We start from the raw sequence: 22791 nt of genomic DNA on the forward strand, positions 1-22791 counted from the left end.
GAGTTGGGGGTGCGGGGGGTCACTCCGGGGGGACGAGGTGGCAGGTGTGGGCGAAGACCACGGCCTGGACGCGGTCGCGGAGGTCGAGCTTCGGCAGGATCCGGCCCAGGTGGGACTTGACGGTCGCCTCGGCGAGGTGCAGGGCGGCCGCGATCTCGGCGTTGGAGCGGCCGCGGCCGACCTCGACGAGGACCTCGCGTTCGCGGGCGCTGAGCCGGGCCAGCCGTTCGCGGCGGGCGGTGTCGCGGTGGTCGGGGAGCCGGGGCCGGAAGTCCTCCAGCAGGCGGCGGGTGATCCGGGGGGAGAGCACGGCGTCGCCCGCCGCCACGTCGCGGATGGCGGTGAGCAGCTCCTCGGGCCGGGTGTTCTTCAGCAGGAAGCCCGAGGCGCCGGCGGCCAGCCCGGCGAAGGCGTACTCGTCCAGGTCGAAGGTGGTGAGGATCAGTACCCGGCTGCGCGGGCACAGCCGGGTGATCTGCCGGGTCGCCTCGATCCCGTCCGTGCCGGGCATCCGGACGTCCATCAGGACCACGTCGGGCTGCAACTCCAGGGCGAGGCGCACCGCTTGGTCGCCGTCCGCGGCCTCGCCGACCGGGGTCAGGTCGGGCTGGGCCTCCAGGACGGTGCCGAAGGCCATCCGGAGCAGCGCCTCGTCGTCGACGACCAGGACCCGGATCGTCATGCGGACACCGCCCGGGCGCCGTGGTCGTCGAGCGGGAGGCGGGCGTGCACCGCCCAGCCGCCGCCCGGCTGCGGTCCGGCCCGCAGGGTGCCCCCGTGGGCGGCCGCGCGTTCGCGCATGCCGGTGAGGCCCCGACCGGCGGGGGCGGCGGGCGGGGGCGGGCCGGGACCGTCGTCGGTGGCGTCCACGGTGACGGCCGTCGCCGAGCAGCGGATCCGGACCTCGGCGCGGGTGCCGGCGGGGGCGTGCTTGAAGGTGTTGGTCAGGGCCTCCTGCACCAGGCGGTGGACGGTCAGCTGGACGGTGGCGGGCAGGTGGGCGTGGTCGCCGGCGACCTCGATCCGGGTCGGCAGCCCGGCGGCGCGCATCCGCTCGGCCAGCGCGGCCAGTTCGGCGACGCCGGGCAGCGGGTGGCGCGGCGCGTCAGCGTCGTCCGGGCCGTCCGGGCCGTCCGGGCCGTCCGGGCCGGAGCGGCCGTCAGGGGCGTCGGGCCCGTCCTGGTCGCCGGCGGCCCCGGCGCGCAGCAGGCCGAGCGAGCGCCGCATGTCGGTGAGCGCCTGCCGGCCGGTCTCGGCGGCCCGGAGCATCGCGGTGGTGGCCTTCTCCGGCGCCCGGTGCTGCGCGTGGACGGCGGCGTCGGTGAGCGCCACCATGACGGACAGGCTGTGGCTGACGATGTCGTGCACCTCCCGGGCGATCCTGGCCCGCTCCTCGGCGACGGCCAGCCGGGCCCGCTGCTCCTGCCGCTGCTCGGCCAGCACGAGGTGGGCCCGGGCGGTCCGGGCGTTCACCCCCAGGGTGGCGGCGGCGAGGACGGTCGCGCTCAGCGCGATGAAGGGGGCGAGGAACGCGCCCGGCGCCGCCCAGCGCAGGCAGGCCAGCAGCGCCCCGGCCTCCGCGACGGCGCCGGCGATCAGCGCGTCCCGCCGCCCGGCGTACCCGGCCACCGCGTACAGGGCCACCAGCAGGGCGGCGTCCGCGGGCAGTTGGACGTCCACCAGCCACTGGACGCCGGCCGCCGCCGCGACCGCGCCGAACACCGCGCGCGGGGCCCGGCGCCGCCACGCCAGGGGCAGCACCAGGGCGGCGGTGAGCACCGCGGCCGCCGGGAGCCGCGCGGGCGGCCAGGTGGCCGCGGCGTGCGCCAGCAGCGGGAGCAGGAGCAGTACCGGTGGCAGCACTTCCCGTGCGGCGGGCGGGAGTTGCTGGAAGAACCGGTGCGGTGGGCGGGTGTCGGGCCGGGCGGCCGCCTCGGTCATCGGCTGTTCCTGTCGGTCGTCACGGCGGTCCCCGCCGTGGTGCTGCCGCGGCGGGTGGCGGTGCGCGCCGCGGTCTCCGGCCCGCCCCGGTGCTGCCACGGTAGGCGGCGGGGGCGGCGCGGCGCATGCGCCCGTCGTCGGAGCGGGCCGGGCCGGGGTACGACCGCAGGAGGAGGCCGGGTACCTCCCGGGGGCGCAACGCGGCGGCCCGCCGGGCGGCCGGGGTTGCGACCGGGGGCGGTCCGGGGAGGCGACCGGGGGCCGATGCGGCGGAGGGGGGCGCGCTCCGAGGATGGGCCGGGTGACCGAGACCATCACGGGGCTGTCGATGTCCCCTCCGGAGTTCCTCGCCGTACTGGCCGCCCTCGCCCTGGTGGCGGCGCGCTGGCTGCCCGCCGCCGCCCGGCCGGGGGTGACCGTGGCGGCGGGGGCGGTGTCCGTGCTGTCCGCGGCGGTGCTGGGGGTGGTGGGCGTCCGCTGGCAGTTGCTGCCGGTGCTGGCGGGTGCCGCCCTGGCGCTGCCGTTCGCCCTCGTGCCGCTGCTGCGGCGGGAGCGGCGGTCGCGGCGGGCGCCGTGGTGGCTGGCGCTGCCGGGGACGGCGGCCTGCCTCGGGCTGGTCGCGGCCGGGCCGGTGGCCGCCTGGGCGTTCCCGGTGCCGGTGTTCCCCGCGCCGTCGGGGCCGTTCGCGGTCGGCACCCGGGTGGTGCAGTGGACCGACCCGGACCGCCCGGAGACCTTCACCGCCGATCCGGACGACCGGCGCACCGTCGTCGTCCAGCTCTGGTACCCGGCGGGGCGGACCCCGGCGGGCGCGCCGCGGGCCCCGTACCTGGGGCGCACCGAGCGGGAGGCGCGCACCGTCGCCGGGGCGCTCGCGGACGGGGCCGGCCTGCCCGGGTTCCTGTTCGACGACGCGGCCCGGGCCCGCACCCGCGCGGTGGCCGACGCGCCGGTGGCGGACGGGGGCGGGCGTTTCCCGGTGGTGCTGTTCTCGCCCGGATCGGGCGGGGCGCGCACCCAGAACACCGCCTGGGCCGAGGAGTTGGCGAGCCGCGGCTACCTGGTGGCGGCCCTGGACCACCCGTACGACAGCGCCGCCGTGGTCCTCGACGACGGGCGGACGGTCCGGGCCGCGACCGCCTCCACCGGCGACCGGGACGCGGACGAGCGGCTGGCCGCCGACTGGACGGCGATCCGGGCCGCCGACCTGCGGTTCGCCCTCACCCGGCTGGAGGGCCTGGACCGGGACGGCACCGACCCGCTGGCCGGGCGCCTGGACACCGGCCGGGTCGCGGCGGCCGGGCACTCGATGGGCGGCGCCGCCGCGCTCCAGGCGGCCCGGCAGGACGCCCGGATCACCGCCGTCATCGACCTGGACGGCTACCCGCACGGCCCCGCCGCCCCCGACCTGCACCAGCCGGTGCTGGCGCTCACCCAGGCCGTCACCCCGGACACCGACCCGCGCTACCTGCCCCGCCTCACCGAGGCGCTCGCCGCCGGCACCGCGACGTCCTACCGGCTCACCGTCCCCGGCGCGGCCCACCTCAGCTTCACCGACGCGCCCCTGTACCTGCCGCCGGTCCCCTCGCTGACCGGCTCCCTGGGCCGCGCCGGGGCCCCGCGACTGGTCGCCGCGGCCACCCTCGCCTTCCTGGACGCCACCCTGCGCTCCGCCCCCGGCGACCCGGCCGGCGCCCTGGCGGCCCACGGCAGCCTCACCGTCACCACCCACCGGCCGGACGGGGGCTGACCGGCCGTCGGTTCAGACCTGTTCGGCGAGCAGGGCCGCGGTCGCCCGGTGGACCTCGGCGAGGGCGCTCAGCAGGCGGCGGCGCTCGTCGGGGGTGAGCCCGGCGGTGACCCGCTCCTCCAGCAGCCGGCGCTCGGCCTCCACCGGTTCGCGCAGGGCGCGGCCGGCGTCGGTGAGCCACAGGCGCACCAGGCGCTGGTCGCGCTCGTCGCGGGCGCGGGTGAGCAGGCCCGCGGTGGCCATCCGGGTGGCCATCTTGACGACGGTGGGGGTGGTGACGTCGAGGGCGGCGGCGATCTCGCCGGGGGTGCGGCCGTCCCGCTCCCACAGGGCGGCGAGCAGCAGGTTCTGGCCGAGGTGCAGGCCGTGCCGGCGCATGCCCGCGTCGGCGGCGGCCCGCAGCGCCTTCGACGTCCGGCCGTGCAGGTCCAGGAATTCGGGCATGGCGGGGCCTCCGGTGGGTGGTAGGCGGGCGGGACAGGTCGATTGACGGCTAATCATTTCCCGGCTAGCGTTCCTGCCGGAAGTCGATAGACGGCTAATGTCTTCAGGGGGAACGATGATACTTCTCACCGGCGCGACGGGGAACGTCGGCCGCGAACTGGTCCGGGCGCTGGACGAGAAGGGCGCCCGCGTCCGCGTCCTGGTGCGCGACCCGGCCCGGGCCGCCGCCCTGCCCGACCGGATCGAACGCGCCGTCGGCGACCTGGGCGAACCCGCCACCCTGGCACCGGCCTTCGAGGGCGTCGAACGGCTCTTCCTGCTCACCCCGGGCCTCGGCACCGAACACACCGCCCACGCCGTCGCCGCCGCCCGGGCCGCCGGGGTGCGCCACCTGGTGCACCTCTCCTCCGCGAACGTGCTCGGCGACCCGATGCCCGCGATGGGCCGCTGGCACCACGCCCGCGAGGAGACCGTCCGGGCCGGCGGCACCCCGTACACCGTCCTGCGGCCCGGCGGCTTCATGACCAACGCCCTCGAATGGGCCGACACCGTCCGCGCCGGCGGCTACGTCCTCGACCCGGTCGGCCCCGGCCGCCTCGCCCCGATCGACCCCGCCGACATCGCCGACGTCGCCGCCCTCGTCCTCACCGAGGACGGCCACCTGGGCCGCCACTACACCCTCACCGGCGGCGAGGCGCTCACCGTCGCCGAACAGGTCGCCCTGCTCGCCGCCGCGACCGGCCGCCCGATCGAGGTCCGCCCCACCGCCACCCCGGAGGAGGCCGTCCGGGCCCGCTTCCCCGCCGGAGCCCCCGCCGCCCTCGCCGAGGCGATCACCGAAGCCTTCGCCCTCCTCCGCGCCGACACCACCGGCCTTCGCACCGACACCGTGCCCCGCCTCCTCGGCCGCCCCCCGCGCACCTTCGCCGCCTGGTGCGCCCGCCACGCGGACGCCTTCCGGTAGGACGGCGCGGTCGCCCGGCGCGGCCGGGTCGGGGCGTCGGTCCGGGTGCCGGGGCACGGCACCCGGACGGTCCCGTCGCCGGTGCCGGGCGGGCCGCACGACGACGAACGTCGGTGCGCGGTGTCGACTTTCGGGGGCAGCGGGGCGGGGCGCGGGGTGGCTAGGGTCGGGGCCGTGATGCGGACGTGGTGGGGGCGGCTGTTCCCGGGGCCCTGGCGGTGGTGGACGGTCGTCGGCGAGGTGCTGGGCGGGCTGCTGGTGTGCGCGCTGGCGGCGCTGATCCAGGCCGGGGACAGCGGCGGGTGGCCCTCGGGGCTGGTGGTGGGCGGCAGCGCGGTGCTGTACGTGCTGCGGCGCGGGCTGCCCGGGCCGGTGCTGGTGGTGTCGGCCGCCGGGGTGGGCGGGCCGGCCGGGTTCCTGCCGGTGCTGGTCACCGCCGGGTACTCGGCGGGCCGCCGGCTGAACCGGCCCTGGCGGGCCCCGGCGGTGCTGGCGCTCGGCTTCCTGGGCATCGTCGGCGTCGGCCTCCTGCAGAACCGGCGCGACCACTTCCCGCTGCCCGTCCTGCTCGGCCTGTGCGTCGCCGGCTACCTGCTGGCCGGCGTGCTGCCCGCCGTCATCGGGCGCTACCGGGCGCAGCGCGTCGCCCTGCTCGACAGCCTGCGCGAACGCAACGCGCAACTGCTGCGCGAACGCGTGATGATCGCCCACCAGGCCCGGCTGCGCGAACGCCACCGGATCGCCCAGGACATGCACGACAGCCTCGGCCACCAACTCGCCCTGATCGCCGTGCACACCGGCGCCCTGGAGGTCGACCGCACCCTCGGCGAGCGGCAGCGCGAGGCCGTCGCCGTGCTGCGCCAGGCCGCCACCGGCGCGATGCGCGAACTGCGCGAGGTGGTCGGCCTGCTGCGCGAGGACACCGCGACCGCCCCCGGCGGCGTCGACGCCATCGACCGCCTCGCCGAGACCTCCGGCGCGCCCGGCGCCCGGATCGAACTGCGCCACCAGGGCACCCCCCGCCCGCTGGCCGCCGCCACCGGCCACGCCGCGTACCGGATCGCCCAGGAGGGCCTGACCAACGCGCACAAGCACGCCCCCGGCGCGCCGATCACGCTGACCGTCCGGTACGAACCCGACGCCCTGGTGGTGGAGGTGGCCAACGGCCCCGGCGGGGACGGCGCGGCGGCGGTCTCCGGCGGCCAGGGCCTGACCGGGCTGCGCGAACGGGCCCGGCTGCTGGGCGGGATGGTGCACAGCGGACCGCGGCCCGACGGCGGCTTCCGACTGGCCGGGGTGCTGCCGTACACCCCCGAGGGGGCCCGAGCCGCCGTCCCCGACGACGAGGAACTCGCCCTGCCGGCGGGCGACCCGGAGGAGTCGGGCAAGCGCCGCAGCCCCGCGGTGGGCTGCGCGTTCGGCGCGCTCGGGGTGCTCGGCGTGGTGGCCGCGGTCGCCGTGGTCGGCGCCATCGTGTTCGTCAGCTCGCTGCGGGACGCCACCGTGGCGATGAAGCTGTACGACTCGATCGAGGTCGGCCAGAGCGAGGAGTCGGTCAACGAACGGCTGCCGGTCGGCAGCGACTTCCTGACCGGCGACTTCCGCAAGATCGGCCCGCCGGTGCCGGAGGGCGCGCACTGCCGCTGGTTCGCCAGCGACCGCGGCAGCGGGGTGGACGGCCAGGACGTGCTGCGGTTCTGCTTCAAGGACGGCCTGCTGGTGGAGAAACAGCACTTCCATGGCAGGGTGTAGCCGTACCCGGGAAGAGAAGAAGAGGGGGCGTGCGGTGATCCGCGTGCTGGTGGCCGACGACGAGCCGCTGATCCGGGCCGGGATCCGGATGATCCTCACCTCCGCCGAGGACATCGAGGTGGTCGGCGAGGCCGCCGACGGCGCCCAGGCCCTCCGGCTGGCCGCTGAACTCGCCGCGGACGTCCTGCTGCTGGACATCCGGATGCCCGTCATGGACGGCCTCAGCGCGCTCGCCGAACTGCCCCGGGCCGCGCCCGGCACCCGGGCCATCGTGCTCACCACCTTCGGCGAACGCGAGAACGTGCTCCGGGCGGTCACCTCCGGCGGCGCCGGCTTCCTGCTCAAGGACACCGCCCCCGGCGAACTCATCCAGGCCGTCCGGGCCGCCGCCACCGGCCACGCCTTCCTCTCCCCGGCCGCCACCCGGCACATCGTCGACAGCCTGGCCGACGGCCCGGCCGTCGCGCGCGGCGAACAGGCCAGGCGGCGGCTGGCCGTGCTCACCGCACGCGAACGCGCCGTGGTCGACCTGCTGGGGGAGGGCCTGTCGAACGCGGACACCGGCGCCCGGCTGCACATGAGCGAGGCGACGGTGAAGACCTACGTCAGCCGGATCCTCGCCAAACTGGACTGCGACAACCGGGTCCAGGCCGCTCTGCTGGCTCGCGACGCGGAACTCTGACGGCGCGTCATCAACCTTTGCTAGAAAGGGAGTTGGCGAGAATCCCGGCCCTGTTCCGAAGAGGGGGCTCAGACGGTCGCGGTGATGGTGACGGTGTCGGCGTCAATCGGATCGGCGTCAATCGGATCGGCGTCGGCGTCGGTGTCGGCCGGGTCGGCGTCGGCCGCGGCGGCCAGGCGTTCGCCGATCGCGTCGATCTCCGCCGAGAGTTGGGCGCGCAGCGCGGGCAGCAGGGTGAGGGCCGCGCGGGCGGCCTCCGGGTCGGGCCGCTGGTCCCGGTGGGCGGCGAGGACGGCGGTGCGCAGCGGCAGCACGGCCAGCGCGGTCTCCCACGCGGTGCGGTGCACGTCGGTGGCGTAACGGGCCGTCAGGTACTCCAGCGGGGAGAGCGCCGCCGCGTCCCGGTCGCCGGGGCCGGCGAGGCGGTGCTCGGGCAGCAGCCAGGCCACCCCGTCCCGCGCCACCAGGTCGAACGCCCGGGACAGGTCCGGGGTCGCCGGGCCGCGCACCGATTCGGTCGTCGCCGCCGCCAACAGCCGCTCCAGCATGGCCGCTTCGCGCGGGTCGTCCGGCCGGTCCGGGTGCTCCTGCCCGGCGAGCAGTTGCTCCAGGTGGTAGCGCTGCCCCCAGCTGCCCACCGAGCGGTGCATCGCGCCGGCCCTGGTCTCCCGGATCGCGGCCAGCGCCAGTGCCCGGGTGGTGAAGTCCCGCCGCACCGCGAACGCGGCGGCCGCCCCGTCCGGGACCAGCCGTTCCAGCGCGCACCGCACCGCGTCCACCGTCGGCCCGTCGTACCAGCGCAGCGTCCACCGGTGCCCGACCGGCTCGTACTGCGGCTCGAACGGGACGCGGAACCGCACCGACAACCGGTCGGCGATCCGCCGGGCCTGCGGGCCGCGCAGCGGCCGGGAGGACGGCGGAGCGGACACGGGCGCGGACGGGACGGCGTGCTCCGGAGTGCGTTCGGGGGTGCCCATGCCCGGAGACTAGCCACGCCGGACCTCGCCGACCGGCGACGCGCGGGGCGGCTCAGCCGTTCGCCGCAACCCGTTGCGCGGGGCCGCGCCCGCGCCCGCGCGGGCGGGCGGTGCCGCCTCCGGGCGGTCAGTTGGCGGTGACGGGCAGGGGTTCGCGGCGGGAGGACGGGAGGGGTGCCGGGAGAGGTGCCGGGAGGGGGAGGAGGTGCGGGGCGGGGAGTTCGGAGGTGGTGAACTCGATCGCGGTGAGGCGGGCGGCGGACTCGCGGGGGAGCAGGACGGCGGACGCCAGGCCGGGGGGCAGCGGGCCGTCGGTGGTGGCCAGGGCGCGCAGGGCGGTCCAGGCGCGGCGGTGGCGCGCGAAGGCGTAGCGGGAGACGCGGCGGCCGCGGCGGCGCTGGCCGTCGGCGGCCTGGGCGGGGTCGGCGTCCAGCAGGAGCAGGTGCAGCCGGCGGCCCTGGCGGGCGGTGGTGCGGGCCAGGGCGCGGCGCACCCACGGCAGGGTGCCGCAGTCGTGGACGACCAGGGGGCCGCCGGCCCGGACCGCCGCGCGCAGCCGCCGGTAGTGGGCGAGCCGGACCAGCGGCCGGTAGAGCGCGTACGGGAGGCCGGGCAGGGCGCGGGCGAAGCGGGCCCGGGTGTGCTGGGAGTCGATCACCGCGGCGCGGGCGCAGCGCCGCATCAGGGTGCTCTTGCCGCTGCCGGGCAGGCCGGAGACCACCAGCACGTCGTCCGCCGGGTAGGCCAGCCGGGCCGGGGCGGGACGGTCGGTCAGGTCGTGCCGGGCGTGCGGGCGCAGCTGCGGGTGCACACGGTCCTCCTCAAAGAGTGTGCCAAGGGGGCGTCATGTGAACGTCATGCCCGGGGGAGTCGGTTCCAGGCCTGCGGCGGTGCAGCTGTGACCCGGCTGTATCCGTTCCCGGACACCCTGGGTGAAATGCGGCGGATGATCCATGGCAGGGTGGTCGGATGCATTCGCCCCGGGGGAGACCGACGGGGGCGGCAACAGTGGGAAAGTAGGGGTGGGGGCACATGAGGTTCTGCTTCCTGGTCGAGGAGCACTACCGCAACGACGGGATGCCGCTGGCGGTGGTGGAGCACCTGCGGGCCACCGGCCACCGGGTGGACGTGCTGCGGCCCGGCGCCGACCTGCTCGACCTCGCGAAGCTGGTGCGCGGCGGCAAGCACGACGCGTGGGTGCTGAAGACCGTCTCCGGCGGCCCGGGCCTGGGCCTGCTGGAGTCCGCCGCCGCGGCGGGCCTGACCACCGTCAACGACGCCCGGGCGATCCGTCCGGTCCGCGACAAGGCGCAGGCCGCGGTGGTCGCCGCGCTGCACGGCCTGCCGATGCCGCGGACGTGGGCCGCCGCCGACCCGGCCGCGTTCGCCGCGATCGCGGCCCGCCGCTACCCGCTGGTGGTCAAGCCCGCCGACGGGTCCTCGGGGCGCGCCGTCCACCTGGTCGAACGGCCCGAGCAGCTCGCCGGGTTGACCGCGCCCGCGGACGGCGGCCTGCTGATCGCCCAGCCGTACGTGCCCAACGACGGCTGCGACCTGAAGGTGTACTGCGCGGGCGGCGAGTTCTTCGCCACCCGGCGCACCTCGCCGCTGCACCCGCACCACCCCGCCGTGGAGCGGCCCGTCCCGCTGCCGCGCGAGGTCGCCGCGCTGGCCGCGCAGGTCGGCGAGGTGTTCGGCCTCGACCTGTACGGCCTGGACGTGCTGCTCGGACCGGACGGCCCGGTGGTCGTCGACATCAACGACTTCCCGAGCTTCCGCCAAGTGCCGCGCGCCGTCGAGCGGGTGGCCGACGCGGTGGTCCGGCTGGCCCGCACCGGCTCCTCCTGGCCCACCCCCGGCGCGGCCCCGCTGCTCACCGACGCCGCGCTGCCCGACGCCCGGGCCGCCAGGTGACGGCGGACCGGCCACCGCTGCGGCTCGCCCTCGTCGCCCGCGAACCGGACCACCCGCTGCTCGCCGGGGCGCGCCGACTCCTGGAGCGGGACGGACATCTGACGGTCCGTCAGGACGAGCCTGCGGACGTGGTGCTGCTCAAGGCGCGCGACGCGCGGTCGCTGCGCCGGGCCGAGCGGTACGAGGAGGCGGGCGTGCCGGTGCTCAACTCCGCCGCCGCCACCGCCCGTTGCCAGGACCGGGACTGGATGGAGCGCACCGCCCGGGCCGCCGGGCTGCCGTTCGCGCCCACCGCGGGGCGCGGCGTCCTCGGCGAACTCCCCTGGCACGGGCCGGTGGTGGTGAAGAGCCTGCGCAGCCGCAAGGAGGACCTGGTGGCCCGCGCCGACACCCCCGAGCGGTGGCGGGAGCTCGCCGGGCGGTGGCCCGGCGAACCGGTGCTCACCCAGCGGCCGGTGGACGGTGACGGCTGGGACCGCAAGGTGTGGGTGGTCGGCGGGGAGGTCTTCGCCGAACGGCGCCGCTCCGAGCTGGTGCCGGGCGCCCCCGAACGCCGCCCCTGGACGCCCGACGACCGGGAGCGCGCCCTCGCCCTCGCCGCCGGCCCGGCCTTCGGCCTCCAGGTGTACGGCGTCGACCTGCTGCCGGGCCCGGACGGCCCGGTCGCCGTCGACGTCAACGCCTTCCCCGGCGTCCGCCACCAGCCGGGCGCCCCCGAGGCGCTCGCCGCGCTCGTGCTGCGCACCGCAGGCCGCTGAGCACCGCAGGCCGCTGAGCGCCACCGTCCGCGTCCGCTCCCGTCCGCCGCTGCCCGCTGCCCGCTGCCGTCCGCCGTGACCTGCTGCTTCCCGGTGCGGGCCGCGCCTACCGCACGCGCACCCCGTGGGTCCACCCGCCCCCCGGGCGTCTGCGAGAATCGGCGCCGGAGCCACGGACGAGGAGGAGCGCGGTGCGCGAGGGGGAACCGCGGTCGCGGCTTCCGCGGCTGAGGCTGGACGAGCTGCTGGCCGAGTTGCAGGCCCGGATCGACGTGGCCCGGGGCACCCGGGACCGGGTGCACAGCCTGCTGGAGGCCGTGCTGTCGGTCGGCCGGGAGCTGGAGCTGACCCAGGTGCTGCGCCGGATCGTGGAGGCCGCGGCCTTCCTCGCCGACGCCAGGTACGCGGCGCTCGGCATCATCGGCCCGGACGGCGACACGCTCTCCCAGTTCCTCACCGTCGGCCTGGACGAGGAGGAGATCGCCCGGATCGGCCCCTACCCCACCGGCAAGGGCCTGCTCGGCGAGCTCATCCGGCACCCGCGGCCGCTGCGCCTGGAGAACCTCGAGGAGCACCCGGCGTCCACCGGCTGCCCCGCCCACCACCCCGAGATGCGGACCTTCCTGGGTCTGCCGGTGCGGGTGCGCGACGAGGTGTTCGGCAACATCTACTTGACCGGCAAGCGCGGCGCGGCCGGGTTCGACGACGACGACGAATCGGTGATCGCCACCCTGGCGGTCGCCGCGGGCGTGGCCATCGACAACGCCCGGCTGTACGAGGAGGCGCAGCGCCGGCAGCGCTGGCTGACCGCCACCGCCGAGATCAACCACCGCCTGCTGTCCGGCAGTTCACGCACCCAGGTGGTGGAGCTGATCGCCCAGCGGGCCTGCGACATCTCCGGCGCGGAGCTGGCCGACGTGCTGACCGCGCTGCCCGACGGGGCCGGGCTGCGGGTCGAGCTGGCGCTCGGCGGCGACGCCGACGGGCGGGTCGGGGTGGAGGTGCCGCTGGAGGGCACCCTCTCCGGCGCGGCCTGCGCGGCGGGCTTCCCGGTGACCTCGCCCGACCTGGCGGGGGACCCGCGCCACCCCGTCGGCGTGCCGCGCTTCGAGGGCACGGGCCCGGCCGTCGCGGTGCCGCTGGGGCGGGCCGAGGGCCACACCGAGGGCGTGCTGCTGCTGGTGCGCGGCAGCGGCGAGGCCGAGTTCACCGAGCGTGAGATCGACCCGCTGCTGGGCTTCGCCGACCAGGCCGCGCTGGCCTTGGAACTGGCCGAACGGCGGCGCGACGCCGAGCAGTTGGCCGTGCTGGAGGACCGCGACCGGATCGCCCGCGACCTGCACGACCTGGCCATCCAGCGGCTGTTCGCGACCGGCATGACGCTGCAGAGCGCCTCCCGGTTCATCGACCACCCCGGGGCCGCCGACCGCGTGCTGCGGGCCGTCGGCGACCTGGACGAGACCATCAAGATCATCCGCTCGACGATCTTCGGGCTGCGGGTCCGCGAGGCCGGGGCCGGACAGGGCCTGCGGGCCCGCGCCGTGCACGTGGTCGAGGAGGCGCAGGCCGCCCTCGGCTTCGCGCCCCGCCTCAGCATGGAGGGACTGCTCGACACCGACGTGCCGCCCGCCGTCGCCGACCACCTGGTCGCCGTCCTCGGCGAGGCGCTCAGCAACGCCGCCCGCCACGCCCGGGCCGGCCGGGTCGAGGTCACCCTCCAGGCGGCCGGCGGCCAGGTCGCCCTCACCGTCCAGGACGACGGCACCGGCATCCCCGCACAGGGCCGCCGCAGCGGCCTGCGCAACCTCGAGGAGCGCGCCCGCACCCTCGGCGGCGCCCTCACCGTCACCGCCCCGCCCGCCGGCGGCACCGTCCTCAACTGGACGGCCCCGCTCGGCCACTGACGCGCCGACCGGCCGTTCCGCTACGCTCCGCATTCGAACCGGTGTTCCGGACGGCGGGGGCGGTCCGTCAGCCCAGCGCGGCCGCCTTGCGGAGCAGGACGGCGCGTTCGCGGGCGTTGCGGCACAGGCGGGCGGCGAGTTCGAGCTCGGTGCGGGCCTCGGCGGTGCGGCCCAGGCGGGTGAGGAGTTCGCCCCGGACGCCCGGCAGCAGGTGGGAGCCGGGCAGGCGGTCGGTGGCGACCAGCTCGTCGACGACGGCCAGCGCCTCGGCCGGGGCGCCCGCCATCGCGACCGCCACCGCCCGGTTGAGCTCGACCACCGGGGACGGCGCCACCCGGCCCAGCGCCTCGTACAGCAGCACGACGCGCTCCCAGTCGGTCTCCGCCACCGAGGGCGCCACCGCGTGGCAGGCCGCGATCGCCGCCTGGAGACCGTACGGGCCCAGGCCGCGCCCCGCCGCGGTGGCCCGGCCCAGTGCCGCCAGGCCGCGGCGGATGGCCGGGCGGTCCCAGCGGCCGCGGTCCTGGTCCTCCAGCAGCACCGCCTCCCCGTCCGGGCCGGTGCGGGCCGGGAAGCGGGCGGCGGTCAGCTCGAACAGCGCCAGCAGACCGTGCGGTTCGGGCTCGCCGGGCAGCAGCGCGGCCAGCGTCCGGGCCAGCCGGAGCGCCTCGTAGGCGAGGTCGGGGCGCAGCAGGTCCTCGCCCGCCGTCGCCGTCGAACCCTCCGTGAACACCACGTACAGCACGCTCAGCACCGCGCCCAGCCGGGCCCGCCGCTCCTCGGCGGGCGGCAGTTCGAACGGGACGCGGGCCGCGGCGAGGGTCTTCTTCGCCCGGGTGATCCTGGCCTGCACGGTCGGCACCGGCACCAGGAAGGCGCGGGCGACCTCCTCGCTGGACAGGCCGCTCACCACGCGCAGCGTCAGCGCCACCCGGGCCTCGGGCGAGAGCACCGGGTGGCAGGCGGTGAACACCAGCGCCAGCACGTCGTCGTCGATCCGGTCCGGGTCCCACGGCAGGTCGTCCGGCCCGGTCGGTCCGGGCGGCGCGCCCGCGTCGGCCTCGCCCTCGGACAGCCGGTTCGCCAGCAGCGCGTAGCGCTCGTCCAGCGCCGCCCGGCGGCGGAAGGCGTCGATCGCCCGCCGCCGGGCCGCCGTCAGCAGCCAGCCCACCGGATCGGCGGGCGCGCCCTCGCGCGACCAGGCCACCAGGGCCTGCGCCAGCGCCTCCTGCGCGACGTCCTCGGCCAGCGCGAAGTCGCCGGTGTAGCGGGCCAGCGCCCCGACGATCCGGGCGGACTCGATCCGCCAGACCGCCGCGACGGCCCGCCGGGCCGGTTCGGTGACCGCCCCGGGGTCCGGCGGGCCGTCGCCGTCGGTCGGCGGCATCAGAGCTGACCGGTCCGCTCGCGCCAGGCCCGCTCCTTGACGATCCACTCGTTGTCCTGCGGGAACTCGTCGATGCTCGGCACCCGGCGCACCTCGCACTTCGAACCCGGCAGCGCGGGAAGGCGCTTGGCCCACTCCACGGCCTCCTCCTTCGAGGCGACGTCGATCAGGTAGAACCCGCCGAACAGCTCCTTGGTCTCCCCGTACGGGCCGTCGGTGACCACCGGCGTCTCGCCGGCGAAGTCGACCACCACGCCCTGGGAGGCGTCGTCCAGGCCCTCGGCGGCGATCAGCACGCCCGCCCGGATCAGTTCCTCGTTGAACCGGCCCACGGTTTCGAGCATCTCCTCGAAGGGCGTCTCCATCATCTTCGCCAGCGTCTCGTCCGTCGCCCGCATGATCAACATGTACTTCGCCATCGCCCTGCTCCTCGTTCCGGGGGCCTTCTCTCGACCCTCTCTATCCCAAGGACGAACGGCGCGGGCCCGGATCGACACGGAGAACGGAAATGTTCGCCTCTTTTTTTCCGGACACCGGTCGGGCGGGCGCGTCCGGCCGGTCGGTGGACTCCTGGCAGATGGTCATTCCGGCAGGTGCGCCTTCGGAGCCTTCGACGGGCTCACCCCCGGGCACAGCTGCCGGGGCGCCGGCGAACGGGTGCGCAGCATGGACGCGGCGCTCACCGCCCTGCGCCCGCCCACCGGCGCGGTGCCCGCTCCCGAGCCCGACGTCCGGGGCGAACCGCACGGCCCGGTCACCGACTCCGGCTGCTTCGACGACCACTCCGGCGTCCCCTGGGCGTACGCGGCCGGCACCTACACCGGCTCCTACGCCGACCCCGGCGCGCGCGAGCAGGTGCGGGAGCACTACCGCGCCGCCGTCGCCGACGGCTGGCAGCAGGGGCCCGGCGCGGACGGGCCGGACGGCGGCCTGTGCTTCACCCGCACCATCGACGGCCACCCCAGCCTGCTGACCGTCGACTTCACCGGCTACGCCCCCGACAGCGGCGGCTACCGGGTCGAGGTCGGCCACTCGGTCGACGGCGCCGCCGCCCGCTGCCACGCCCCGGCCGCCACCCGGTACTGAGCCGTCGTTCCGGGGCGCAGTGCCATCCGGTCCCCTCCCGTGACCGTTCGGGCGGCCTGTACTACGCGCCCGTCCGACGGGGACGCCGGTGCTCAGGACCGTCCGGTCTCAGGACCGCCCGGTCTCCTCCCGGTGCAGGTCGAGGGCGGTCAGCAGGTGGATCGCGGCGTCCGCCCAGCGGGCCGGGGTCGGGTCGGCGCCCAGCGCGTCCAGCAGGGCGGCCGCGGTGCGCAGCCCGGTGCGGCGCACGTGCGCGGCGGTCGGGGCGAGTTGCCGGGGCAGGGCGGACTCCAGGCCGGTGCGGGCCAGCTCGGCGAGGGCGGTGCGGGCGGCGGTCAGCGCCTCCGTCAGCGGGTCGGTGGCGACGGGCGGCAGGGCGTCGAACGGGTGCGGGTCGCCCTCGGCCGCCAAGTCCGGGTGGACCAGCCCGGCGGCGGTGCGCACCGCCAGCGGGTCGAGCGCCGGGCGGCCCGCCACCTGACCCAGCAGACCGCTGACGTGGGTCACCGTGCCGGACTCCAGGGCCGCCGCCAGCGCGTCGATCCGGCCCGGGCAGAGCACGTCGTGCTCGGCGGACACCATCACCGCCGTCCCCGCCGCGTCCCGCACCGTGGCCTCCAACCGCTGCCGGGCCGGGTCGTAGCCCAGCGGGCCGACCTCCGCGACGGCCAGTACGTGCGCGTTCTCCGCCTCGATCCGCGGCCGCACCAGCCGCGGCGGCCGCCCGCCCAGCGCGCGCAGCCGGGCCGCCGCGTCGTGCAGCAGCAGCGGCCCGGGCAGCGACGCCCAGGCGTCGCCGAGCGGCGTGACACTGGTCGAGGCGATCCGGCCGCGCTCCACCGTGACGGTGCGCCCCGCGCTGCGCGAGACCGACTCGCTGACCAGGTTCGCCCCCGCCAGCGCCCGCACCGAGTGCCCGAGCAGCCGCCGGCCCGCCAGCTCGGCGCCCGTCGCCTCCTGGCCCTCGGCCAGGGTCCACTGCTTGCGCAGCACCAGGGCGATCCCGGCGTCCGGCTGGGCGAGGAAGACCTCCGCGCTCCGCCCCCGCCCGCCCCGGCCGGACATCCGGCAGCCCAGCGCGACCAGCCGGGTGCGGCGCAGCTGCGTGACGGCGCTCTCGCCGCTGCCGAGCGCCAGCGCCCGGTCCGCCGCCCGCCCCCGGGCCAGCAGTTCGGCCAGCAACTCGGCGACCCGGTCCGGGTCGTAGCGGGTGTCCCGGGCCGCGTACGCCTCCGCCTGGGCCCGCAGCTCGGCGGCCGCGGCGGCCGGCCAGTGCGCCGAGGCGGAGACCAACTCGGCCTCCACGCGCGCCAGTTGTGCCAGCAGCACCGGGCCGGTGCGGGCCGTGCCGGTGCGCAGCAGCTCGTCCACGAGCGCCGTCACCGCCGCCATCGGATCCGCGGCCCCGACCCGCGTCCCGCCGGACGGTTCGGCCTCCCGGGCCTCCCCGGGCGCTCCGGCCTCCCCGGGCGCTCCGGCTCGCTCCGGTGCTCCGGCCTTCCCGGGGGTGCGGGCCCCGCCCACCGTGCGGACCGCGCCCGACGGGGTGCCGTCCTGGTCGGCCGCCCGGAACGCCCAGGCCGCGAGCGTCACCAGCTCGCCGTGCCGGGCCGAAGTCGCCCCGCTCAACGCGAAGTTCAGGCTGTGCGGGACGGGGAAGCGGACGGTGCAGCTCGGCAGCTCCACCGACGGCGCCGGGTGCTCCGGGTCCATCCGCTGCACCGACGCCCGCATCCCCCGCTCCCACGCCCGCCGGGCCGCCGCCAGGGCCGGCCGGCCGAACGCGGCCAGCAGCGCGTCGTCGTCGAACTCGGCCGGGGACCAGGGGAGTCGGGCCGCCTCCGGAGCCTGTCCGGCCGGGTCCCGCGGGCCCTGGGCCGGGCCCGGCCGCTCCGGGTCCGACTGCTCCGGGCCTGACTGCTCCGGGTCCGGGGCCTGCGAACGGGCCTCGGCCTGGTAGGCGAGGACCAGGCCCACCAGGTGCCGGCACACCCCGGACGCCGGGCAGCTGCACGTCCCCGCCTCCAGCGGCACGCCGACGGGCAGCGCCGTCCGGCTGCCGTCCGGGAACGACGCCGACACCTCGCCGTCCGCGCCGAGCGCCACCGACGCACCGGCGCCCGACTCCAGTTCGCGGGCGGCCCGCTTCACCAGACCGCGGTTGGCCAGCGCCGCCAGCGTGTCGGCGTCCAGCGCCAGCAGGTCCGCCCGGGGCGCGCTCACCGACCCACCTTCTCCGCCACGAACGCCGCCAGCTCGCCCGGCGTCATCGCACCCACGTGCGCGCCCAACCCGACCAGCAGGCCCGCCAGTTCGCGGTCGTACACCGGATCAGCCTCCTCGTCCAACGCCGCCAGCCCGAGCACCGTGACGCCCTGCTCCACCAACTTCCGTACCCCGCGCAGCAGTCGCCCGGCGTCGCCGCCCTCGTAGAAGTCCGACACCAGCACCACGATGCTGCGCCGCGGGTTGTCCAACAGGCCGGCCCCGTAGTCCACCGCCTTGGCGATGTCGGTGCCGCCGCCGAGCTGCACCCGCATCAGCAGCTCGACCGGGTCCGACACGTCCTCGGTCAGGTCCACCACCGAGGTGTCGAACGCCACCAGGTGGGTGCGCAGCCCCGGCAGGTTCCACAGGCAGGCCGCCGTCACCGCCGAGTGGATCACCGATCCGAGCATCGAGCCCGACTGGTCGACCAGCAGCACCAGTTGCCACTGCTGGAGGCTGCGCCGCGTCCGGGTGTGGAAGTACGGGCGCTCGATCAGCAGCCGCCGCCGCTCCGGCTGGTAGTGCGCCAGGTTGGCCCGCACGGTGGAACGGAAGTCGAAGTTCCGGGCCAGCGCGAACCGGCTGCGGCCCGGTGCCCGCGCGCCGGTGAACGCCCGGCGCACCTCGGGGCGCAGCCGGGACAGCAGGTCGCGCACCACCGACTCGACCAACCTGCGGGCGAGGGCGAGGAGTTCGGTGTTCATCAGGTGCTTGGTGCGCAGCACGGCGCGCAGCAGCGCCGGGCTCGGCTCCACCCGGGACAGCACCTCCGGATCGGTGACGATCTCGTCGATGCCGTACCGCTCCACCGCGTCCCGCTCCAGCCGTTCCACGGTCTCCTTCGGGAACAGCCGGTGCACGTCCTCCAGCCAGTCCACCGGCGTCACCCGGGACGCCTCGCTGCCGCCGCGCGAGCCGCTGCCGCCCGTTCGGCGCACCCCGCGCCGGCTCGCGCCCGGGTCGCGCCCGTACAGCCACTCCAGCGCGGCGTCCTGCGCGGCAGCGCGCCTCCCGAGCCCGCCGGTGCAGCGCTCGGCGGCCGCGCCGAGGATCAGCCGCCAGCGTTCCAGGCCCTCGTCGGGGAGCGGCGCGAGGTCCGGGGCTCCGCCGGGTGCGGTGGCGGCCGGGACGGCGTCGGACGGGTCGGCGTCGGACGGGTCGGTGTCGGCCGAGGTGGCGTCGGTTGCGGCGGGGGACGTTGGAGTCGGGGGTGCCGGGGGCGCCGGGGCGAGGCCGTGGCGGTCCAGCAGGTCGGTGACGGCGAGCTCCAGGCCGGCGGCCCGGGCCAGCAGGGCCGGGTCGGCGGTGGTGCGCAGCAGGCCGCGGGCCGAGCCGGTGCGGCCGCGACGGGCCAGCAGGCGCTGGGCGATCCGTTCGCGCTCGCGCGGCGGGAAGTAGCCGAACGCCTGGCGCAGCGCGGGCAGCCCGTGCAGGAACTCGGCGGGCGGCAGACCGATGACGATCGAGTCCAGCGCGTCGAACAGCGACGTGTCACCGACGGTGTCGAGAGCCGGTCCGGTCAACTGCTCGCGGGCCAGCACGAACAGCCCCGCCAGCCAGTCACCCAACCGCTCCGGCTCCCCGGCCAACGCCCCCGCCTGTCGGGCGGCCGCCTCGCTCCCGGCCCCGGGTCCGTGTCCGGGTCCGTGTCCGGATCCGTGGCGGGGCGCCGCCGTCGGGGCGTCGCCCGCGGTCAGCGACCAGTGCAGGCCGAGGGCGGCGCCGCGCAGGTCCGGGGGCGCGGCGGGGTCGCCGGCGACGCGGGCGGCGGTGGCGAGGGCGGCGGGGCGGGGGAGGGTGAGGACGGGGGCGGCGTGGCGCAGGGCGTCGCGGGCCGCGACGGCGGCGCGCAGGCGGGCGTGGTCGACGCCGCCCCCGCCGTGCAGGCCCTCGGCCAGCCACAGGACGCGGTGCAGGGCGGCGTCGACCAGGCGGGCCAGTCGCGGATCGGCCGCCACGCCGTACACCCGGTCGTGCCGCCACAGGTCCAGGGTGGTGGCCAGCACCTCGCCGACCGCGCCGAGTTCGGGGACGCGGCCGATCCGCTCGGTGAGCGTGTCGAGGAGTTCGTCGGCCAGCGCGCCGACCCCGCACAGGACGGCGTCGAACAGCAACCCGGCCAGCGCCGCCGGGTCGGTGCCCGCGTCCCGGGCCCGCTCGGCCAGGGCCGCGGCCGCCGCGTCGGACAGCCGGGCCCCGTACGCGCCGGCCTCGATCAGCGCGGCGTCGCGCCGGTGCGCCCGACCGGGCGGTGACGGGACCCAGCGTTCGGTGAACACCGGGTCGCCACCACCGGTCGGCCCGCTCTCCCGGACGTGCCCGGGCACGTCCAGCACCCGCAGCCGGTGCAGGAAGCGGCTGCGCCGCAGCCCCGCCGGATCGGTCAGGTCGGCCGTCGCCCGGGAGTCCGACTCGACACCGCAGAGGGCCTGTTCGGCCGCCACGTCGTGGACCAGCGGCGGCGCGGGCGTGTCCGGGTGCAGCCGGCCGAGCCGGTCGCCGGTGCCCGCCTCGACCAGTGCCCGCACCAGCGGGTCGGTGCCGGTCGTCGGCCGCCCGCGCACCTGCCACGGCAGTGGCTCCTCCAGCGCCTCGCCGACCAGCGCCGAGACCAGGCCGTCCAGCACGTCGGCGCGCGAACGCGTCCGGTGCCCGCGCATCGCCGCCAGGCCCTCGGCGAGGGTGCGGGCCGCGATCAGGTCGGCCGTCGACACCCGCACCGAGGCCGCTCGCAGCCGCCGCACCACCTCCTCGGTCAGGCCGTCCGCCGCGCCCTGCGCGCCGCGCTCCCACAGCAGTTGGTAGTAGCCGGGGGAGGGCATGCCGGACTGGTAGCCGCCGAACGCGTCCAACTGCCGGAAGGAGTACGGCACCAGGTGGCTCCCGCCGACCGAGCCCGCCGGCGGCTGCGGGACCTCGGGCCAGCCGTGCTCGGGTGAACCGCCCTCGGGCCGGCCGCCCTCGGGCGAGCCGTGCTCGGGCGAGCGGGACGCGGTCAGGGCGCGCAGCGCGGGCGCGTGGAAGCCGCCGGTGACCACCAGCACCGGTCCGTCGCCCCGCGCCAGCGCGGCCCGCACCCAGCGCGCCATGTACGCCTCGCGGGCCGCGTCGCCCTCGTCCGCGGCCGCGTCGCCGCGCACCAACGCGAAGTAGGCGTCCAGCCGTTCGGCCAGGCCCTCCGGGTCGGGCAGCTCGACCAGGCCGTCCCACAGGGTGTCCGGCGAGTCCGTCCCGAACGCCTCGCACAGCCGATCGGTGGCCCGCGCGTACCGGGCCTCCGCGTCCGCGAACCGGTTGGCCAGCGGGCGGGCCCGGTCGGTGAACGCCGGGTGCCAGGCCGGGAGGTCGACGAAGCGCACCTGCGCGCCCGCCGCCCGGCCCTCGGTCAGCGCCACCCACTCCGGCGAGTACTCGCACAGCGGCGCCCAGGACGTCGCCGTCCGCTCCTCGTCCCGGTAGTGGCTGAACACCGCGACCGGCAGCTCGTGGCCGAGCAGCAGCTCGTCCAGCCGCGGGTTCAGGTCGGCCGGGCCCTCGACCAGCACGTGCGCGGGCCGCAACTCCGCGATGGTGCGCGCCACCAGCGCCGCGCAGGCCGGCGAGTGGTGCCGCACGCCCAGGAACACCGCCTCCGGATGCGGTGCGGTCCGTGCCATCAGTCGGCCAACAGGTGGCGGGCGTCGTACAGTTCGCGCCAGCGGCCGCCCTTGCGGCGCTCGGCCTGCTGCTCCAGGAAGCGCCGCAGCCGGGCCAGGTCCTCCGGGTCGTCCTTGGCGGCGGTGCCGGCCAGGCAGGTCACCAGGTCGGCCGCGCTGCCCGGCTCCTGGCGCAGGAACCAGCCGCGCACCCCGACCGCGTGCGCCACCGACACCGCCTCGGCGGTGCTCAGCACCGCCGAGGACGCGCCCCGCCCCGCGCCGTCCGGCGAGCGCAGCGCCCGGAAGGTCGCCACCAGCACCTCCAGCAGGTCCCGGTCCGGGGCCGGCTCGACGCCCGAGCGGCGCAGCAGTGCCGCCGACTCGGCCTCCACCAGGGCGACTTCGGTGTCGAAGTCGGCGATCGGGAAGACCGTCTCGAAGTTGAAGCGGCGCTTGAGCGCGGCGCTCATCTCGTTGACGCCGCGGTCCCTGGTGTTCGCGGTGGCGATCACGTTGAACCCGGCGGCCGCGAAGACCATGCCCTCCGGTCCCTCCAACTCCGGCACCGCCAGCACCCGTTCGGACAGCAGCGAGAGCAGGCAGTCCTGCACCTCCAGCGGGCAGCGGGTGATCTCCTCGAACCGGACGACCTTCCCCCGCGCCATGCCCTTCAGCATCGGCGCGGGCACCAGCGAACGCGTGGAGGGGCCCTCCGAGACCAGCAGCGCGTAGTTCCAGCCGTACTTGATCTGGTCCTCGGTGGTCGCCGCCCCGCCCTGCACCGTCAGCGTGGACGTGCCGCTGACCGCCGCCGCGATCAGCTCCGACAGCAGCGACTTCGCCGTCCCCGGCTCACCCACCAGCATCAGCCCGCGGTCCGTCGCCAACGTCACCAGCGCCCGCTCCACCAGCGCCGCGTTCCCCACGAACTTCCGGCTGATCCCGGCCCGTTCGTCCCCCACCACGAACCGCCGCGCCGCTCGCAGGCTCAACTCCCACCCCGGCGGCCGCGGATCGGTGTCCCCCTCCCGCAACACCGCCAGCTCCCCCGCGAAACGCACCTCGGCGGGCGGCCGCTGCATGTCGGTACGGACGGGGGTCGAAACGGACATCGCACAATCCTCGGGGCAGACGGGGCACTGGCATCGGCACGCTCGCGGCCGACGGGAGCGATCCTCTCAACCCCCCACGGACCACCCGTGCCCGGGCTCCCGCCCCGGCCGACCGTCCCACCGCCCCCGCAACGTAGCTCGCCCCACCGACACCCCGGCTGACCGGCGGGGCGGGCGGTGGCGCCGGTGGAGGGGGCGTGAAGACCGTCATGGT

The 22791-nt window shown here is 77.2% G+C and carries 18 protein-coding genes; 8 read left to right on the forward strand and 10 right to left on the reverse strand.

The genetic code is table 11. The features are described from left to right. Window positions 1-19 precede the first annotated feature (19 nt). Together OO48_RS21625 and OO48_RS21630 are read right to left on the reverse strand one after the other, a co-directional pair. Complete coding sequence (locus tag OO48_RS21625; protein WP_033218807.1) at window positions 20-682, reverse strand: response regulator; 663 nt, start codon at window positions 680-682, stop codon at window positions 20-22. Further along, complete coding sequence (locus OO48_RS21630) at window positions 679-1941, reverse strand: sensor histidine kinase (RefSeq protein ID WP_051732432.1); 1263 nt, start codon at window positions 1939-1941, stop codon at window positions 679-681. Before OO48_RS21630 ends, OO48_RS21625 begins: the two co-directional genes overlap by 4 nt. Window positions 1942-2233: 292 nt before the next feature. Here OO48_RS21630 and OO48_RS21635 point away from each other — a divergent pair, with 292 nt between their 5' ends. Next, window positions 2234-3691 (forward strand): alpha/beta hydrolase family protein, encoded by a 1458-nt coding sequence (locus OO48_RS21635; protein ID WP_033218809.1) that lies wholly within the window; start codon window positions 2234-2236, stop codon window positions 3689-3691. A 12-nt stretch (window positions 3692-3703) separates the two neighbouring features. On the opposite strand, the gene OO48_RS21640 is transcribed toward OO48_RS21635, so the two are convergent. Beyond that, a complete protein-coding gene (locus OO48_RS21640; RefSeq protein ID WP_033218811.1) occupies window positions 3704-4135 on the reverse strand; it encodes a MarR family winged helix-turn-helix transcriptional regulator in 432 nt (143 codons plus the stop codon). 115 nt (window positions 4136-4250) lie between these two features. Here OO48_RS21640 and OO48_RS21645 point away from each other — a divergent pair, with 115 nt between their 5' ends. The 3 genes from OO48_RS21645 (at window position 4251) to OO48_RS21655 (ending at window position 7533) form a co-directional block, all read left to right on the forward strand. Beyond that, window positions 4251-5099 (forward strand): NAD(P)H-binding protein, encoded by an 849-nt coding sequence (locus tag OO48_RS21645; protein WP_033218813.1) that lies wholly within the window; start codon window positions 4251-4253, stop codon window positions 5097-5099. Window positions 5100-5276: 177 nt separating this feature from the next. Continuing rightward, window positions 5277-6851 carry a sensor histidine kinase gene (locus OO48_RS21650; RefSeq protein ID WP_051732435.1) on the forward strand — a complete coding sequence of 525 codons (1575 nt, stop codon included), beginning with the start codon at window positions 5277-5279 and terminating at the stop codon, window positions 6849-6851. Between the two features lie 34 nt (window positions 6852-6885). After that, a complete protein-coding gene (locus tag OO48_RS21655; protein WP_033218815.1) occupies window positions 6886-7533 on the forward strand; it encodes a response regulator in 648 nt (215 codons plus the stop codon). 68 nt (window positions 7534-7601) lie between these two features. Here the strand turns inward: OO48_RS21655 and OO48_RS21660 are convergent, their stop codons facing one another. Together OO48_RS21660 and OO48_RS21665 are read right to left on the reverse strand one after the other, a co-directional pair. Continuing rightward, a complete protein-coding gene (locus OO48_RS21660) occupies window positions 7602-8510 on the reverse strand; it encodes a hypothetical protein (protein WP_033218820.1) in 909 nt (302 codons plus the stop codon). 127 nt (window positions 8511-8637) lie between these two features. Further along, complete coding sequence (locus OO48_RS21665; protein ID WP_033218821.1) at window positions 8638-9321, reverse strand: AAA family ATPase; 684 nt, start codon at window positions 9319-9321, stop codon at window positions 8638-8640. Between the two features lie 221 nt (window positions 9322-9542). Between OO48_RS21665 and OO48_RS21670 the strand changes: the two genes are divergently transcribed. The 3 genes from OO48_RS21670 (at window position 9543) to OO48_RS21680 (ending at window position 13086) form a co-directional block, all read left to right on the forward strand. Beyond that, window positions 9543-10424 (forward strand): ATP-grasp domain-containing protein, encoded by an 882-nt coding sequence (locus OO48_RS21670; RefSeq protein WP_033218823.1) that lies wholly within the window; start codon window positions 9543-9545, stop codon window positions 10422-10424. After that, a complete protein-coding gene (locus tag OO48_RS21675; protein WP_245194745.1) occupies window positions 10421-11182 on the forward strand; it encodes an ATP-grasp domain-containing protein in 762 nt (253 codons plus the stop codon). The genes OO48_RS21670 and OO48_RS21675 overlap by 4 nt, the downstream gene beginning before the upstream one ends. A 191-nt stretch (window positions 11183-11373) precedes the next feature. Then, a complete protein-coding gene (locus tag OO48_RS21680; RefSeq protein WP_033218825.1) occupies window positions 11374-13086 on the forward strand; it encodes a sensor histidine kinase in 1713 nt (570 codons plus the stop codon). A gap of 67 nt (window positions 13087-13153) precedes the next feature. On the opposite strand, the gene OO48_RS21685 is transcribed toward OO48_RS21680, so the two are convergent. Continuing rightward, complete coding sequence (locus OO48_RS21685; RefSeq protein ID WP_106970380.1) at window positions 13154-14473, reverse strand: RNA polymerase sigma factor; 1320 nt, start codon at window positions 14471-14473, stop codon at window positions 13154-13156. Beyond that, window positions 14473-14892, reverse strand: a complete 420-nt coding sequence (locus OO48_RS21690) for a YciI family protein (protein ID WP_033218827.1) — start codon at window positions 14890-14892, stop codon at window positions 14473-14475. Before OO48_RS21690 ends, OO48_RS21685 begins: the two co-directional genes overlap by 1 nt. A 247-nt stretch (window positions 14893-15139) precedes the next feature. On the opposite strand from OO48_RS21690, the gene OO48_RS35305 reads away from it, so the two are divergent. Beyond that, window positions 15140-15559 (forward strand): hypothetical protein, encoded by a 420-nt coding sequence (locus OO48_RS35305; RefSeq protein WP_051732437.1) that lies wholly within the window; start codon window positions 15140-15142, stop codon window positions 15557-15559. Between the two features lie 108 nt (window positions 15560-15667). Here OO48_RS35305 and OO48_RS21700 read toward each other — a convergent pair whose 3' ends face one another. The 3 genes from OO48_RS21700 to OO48_RS21710 are packed head-to-tail and all read right to left on the reverse strand — an operon-like array spanning window position 15668 to window position 22577. Beyond that, the gene (locus tag OO48_RS21700; RefSeq protein ID WP_033218828.1) at window positions 15668-17782 is read right to left on the reverse strand and encodes a hypothetical protein; all 2115 of its coding nucleotides are present in this window, start codon (window positions 17780-17782) and stop codon (window positions 15668-15670) included. After that, on the reverse strand, window positions 17779-21483 hold the full coding sequence (locus tag OO48_RS40025) for a DUF5682 family protein (RefSeq protein ID WP_245194746.1): 3705 nt from the start codon (window positions 21481-21483) through the stop codon (window positions 17779-17781). Before OO48_RS40025 ends, OO48_RS21700 begins: the two co-directional genes overlap by 4 nt. Continuing rightward, a complete protein-coding gene (locus tag OO48_RS21710; protein ID WP_033218830.1) occupies window positions 21483-22577 on the reverse strand; it encodes an AAA family ATPase in 1095 nt (364 codons plus the stop codon). Before OO48_RS21710 ends, OO48_RS40025 begins: the two co-directional genes overlap by 1 nt. Window positions 22578-22791 lie beyond the last annotated feature (214 nt).

Source organism: Kitasatospora phosalacinea, from assembly GCF_000716545.1.
Taxonomy (GTDB): Bacteria; Actinomycetota; Actinomycetes; order Streptomycetales; family Streptomycetaceae; genus Kitasatospora; species Kitasatospora phosalacinea.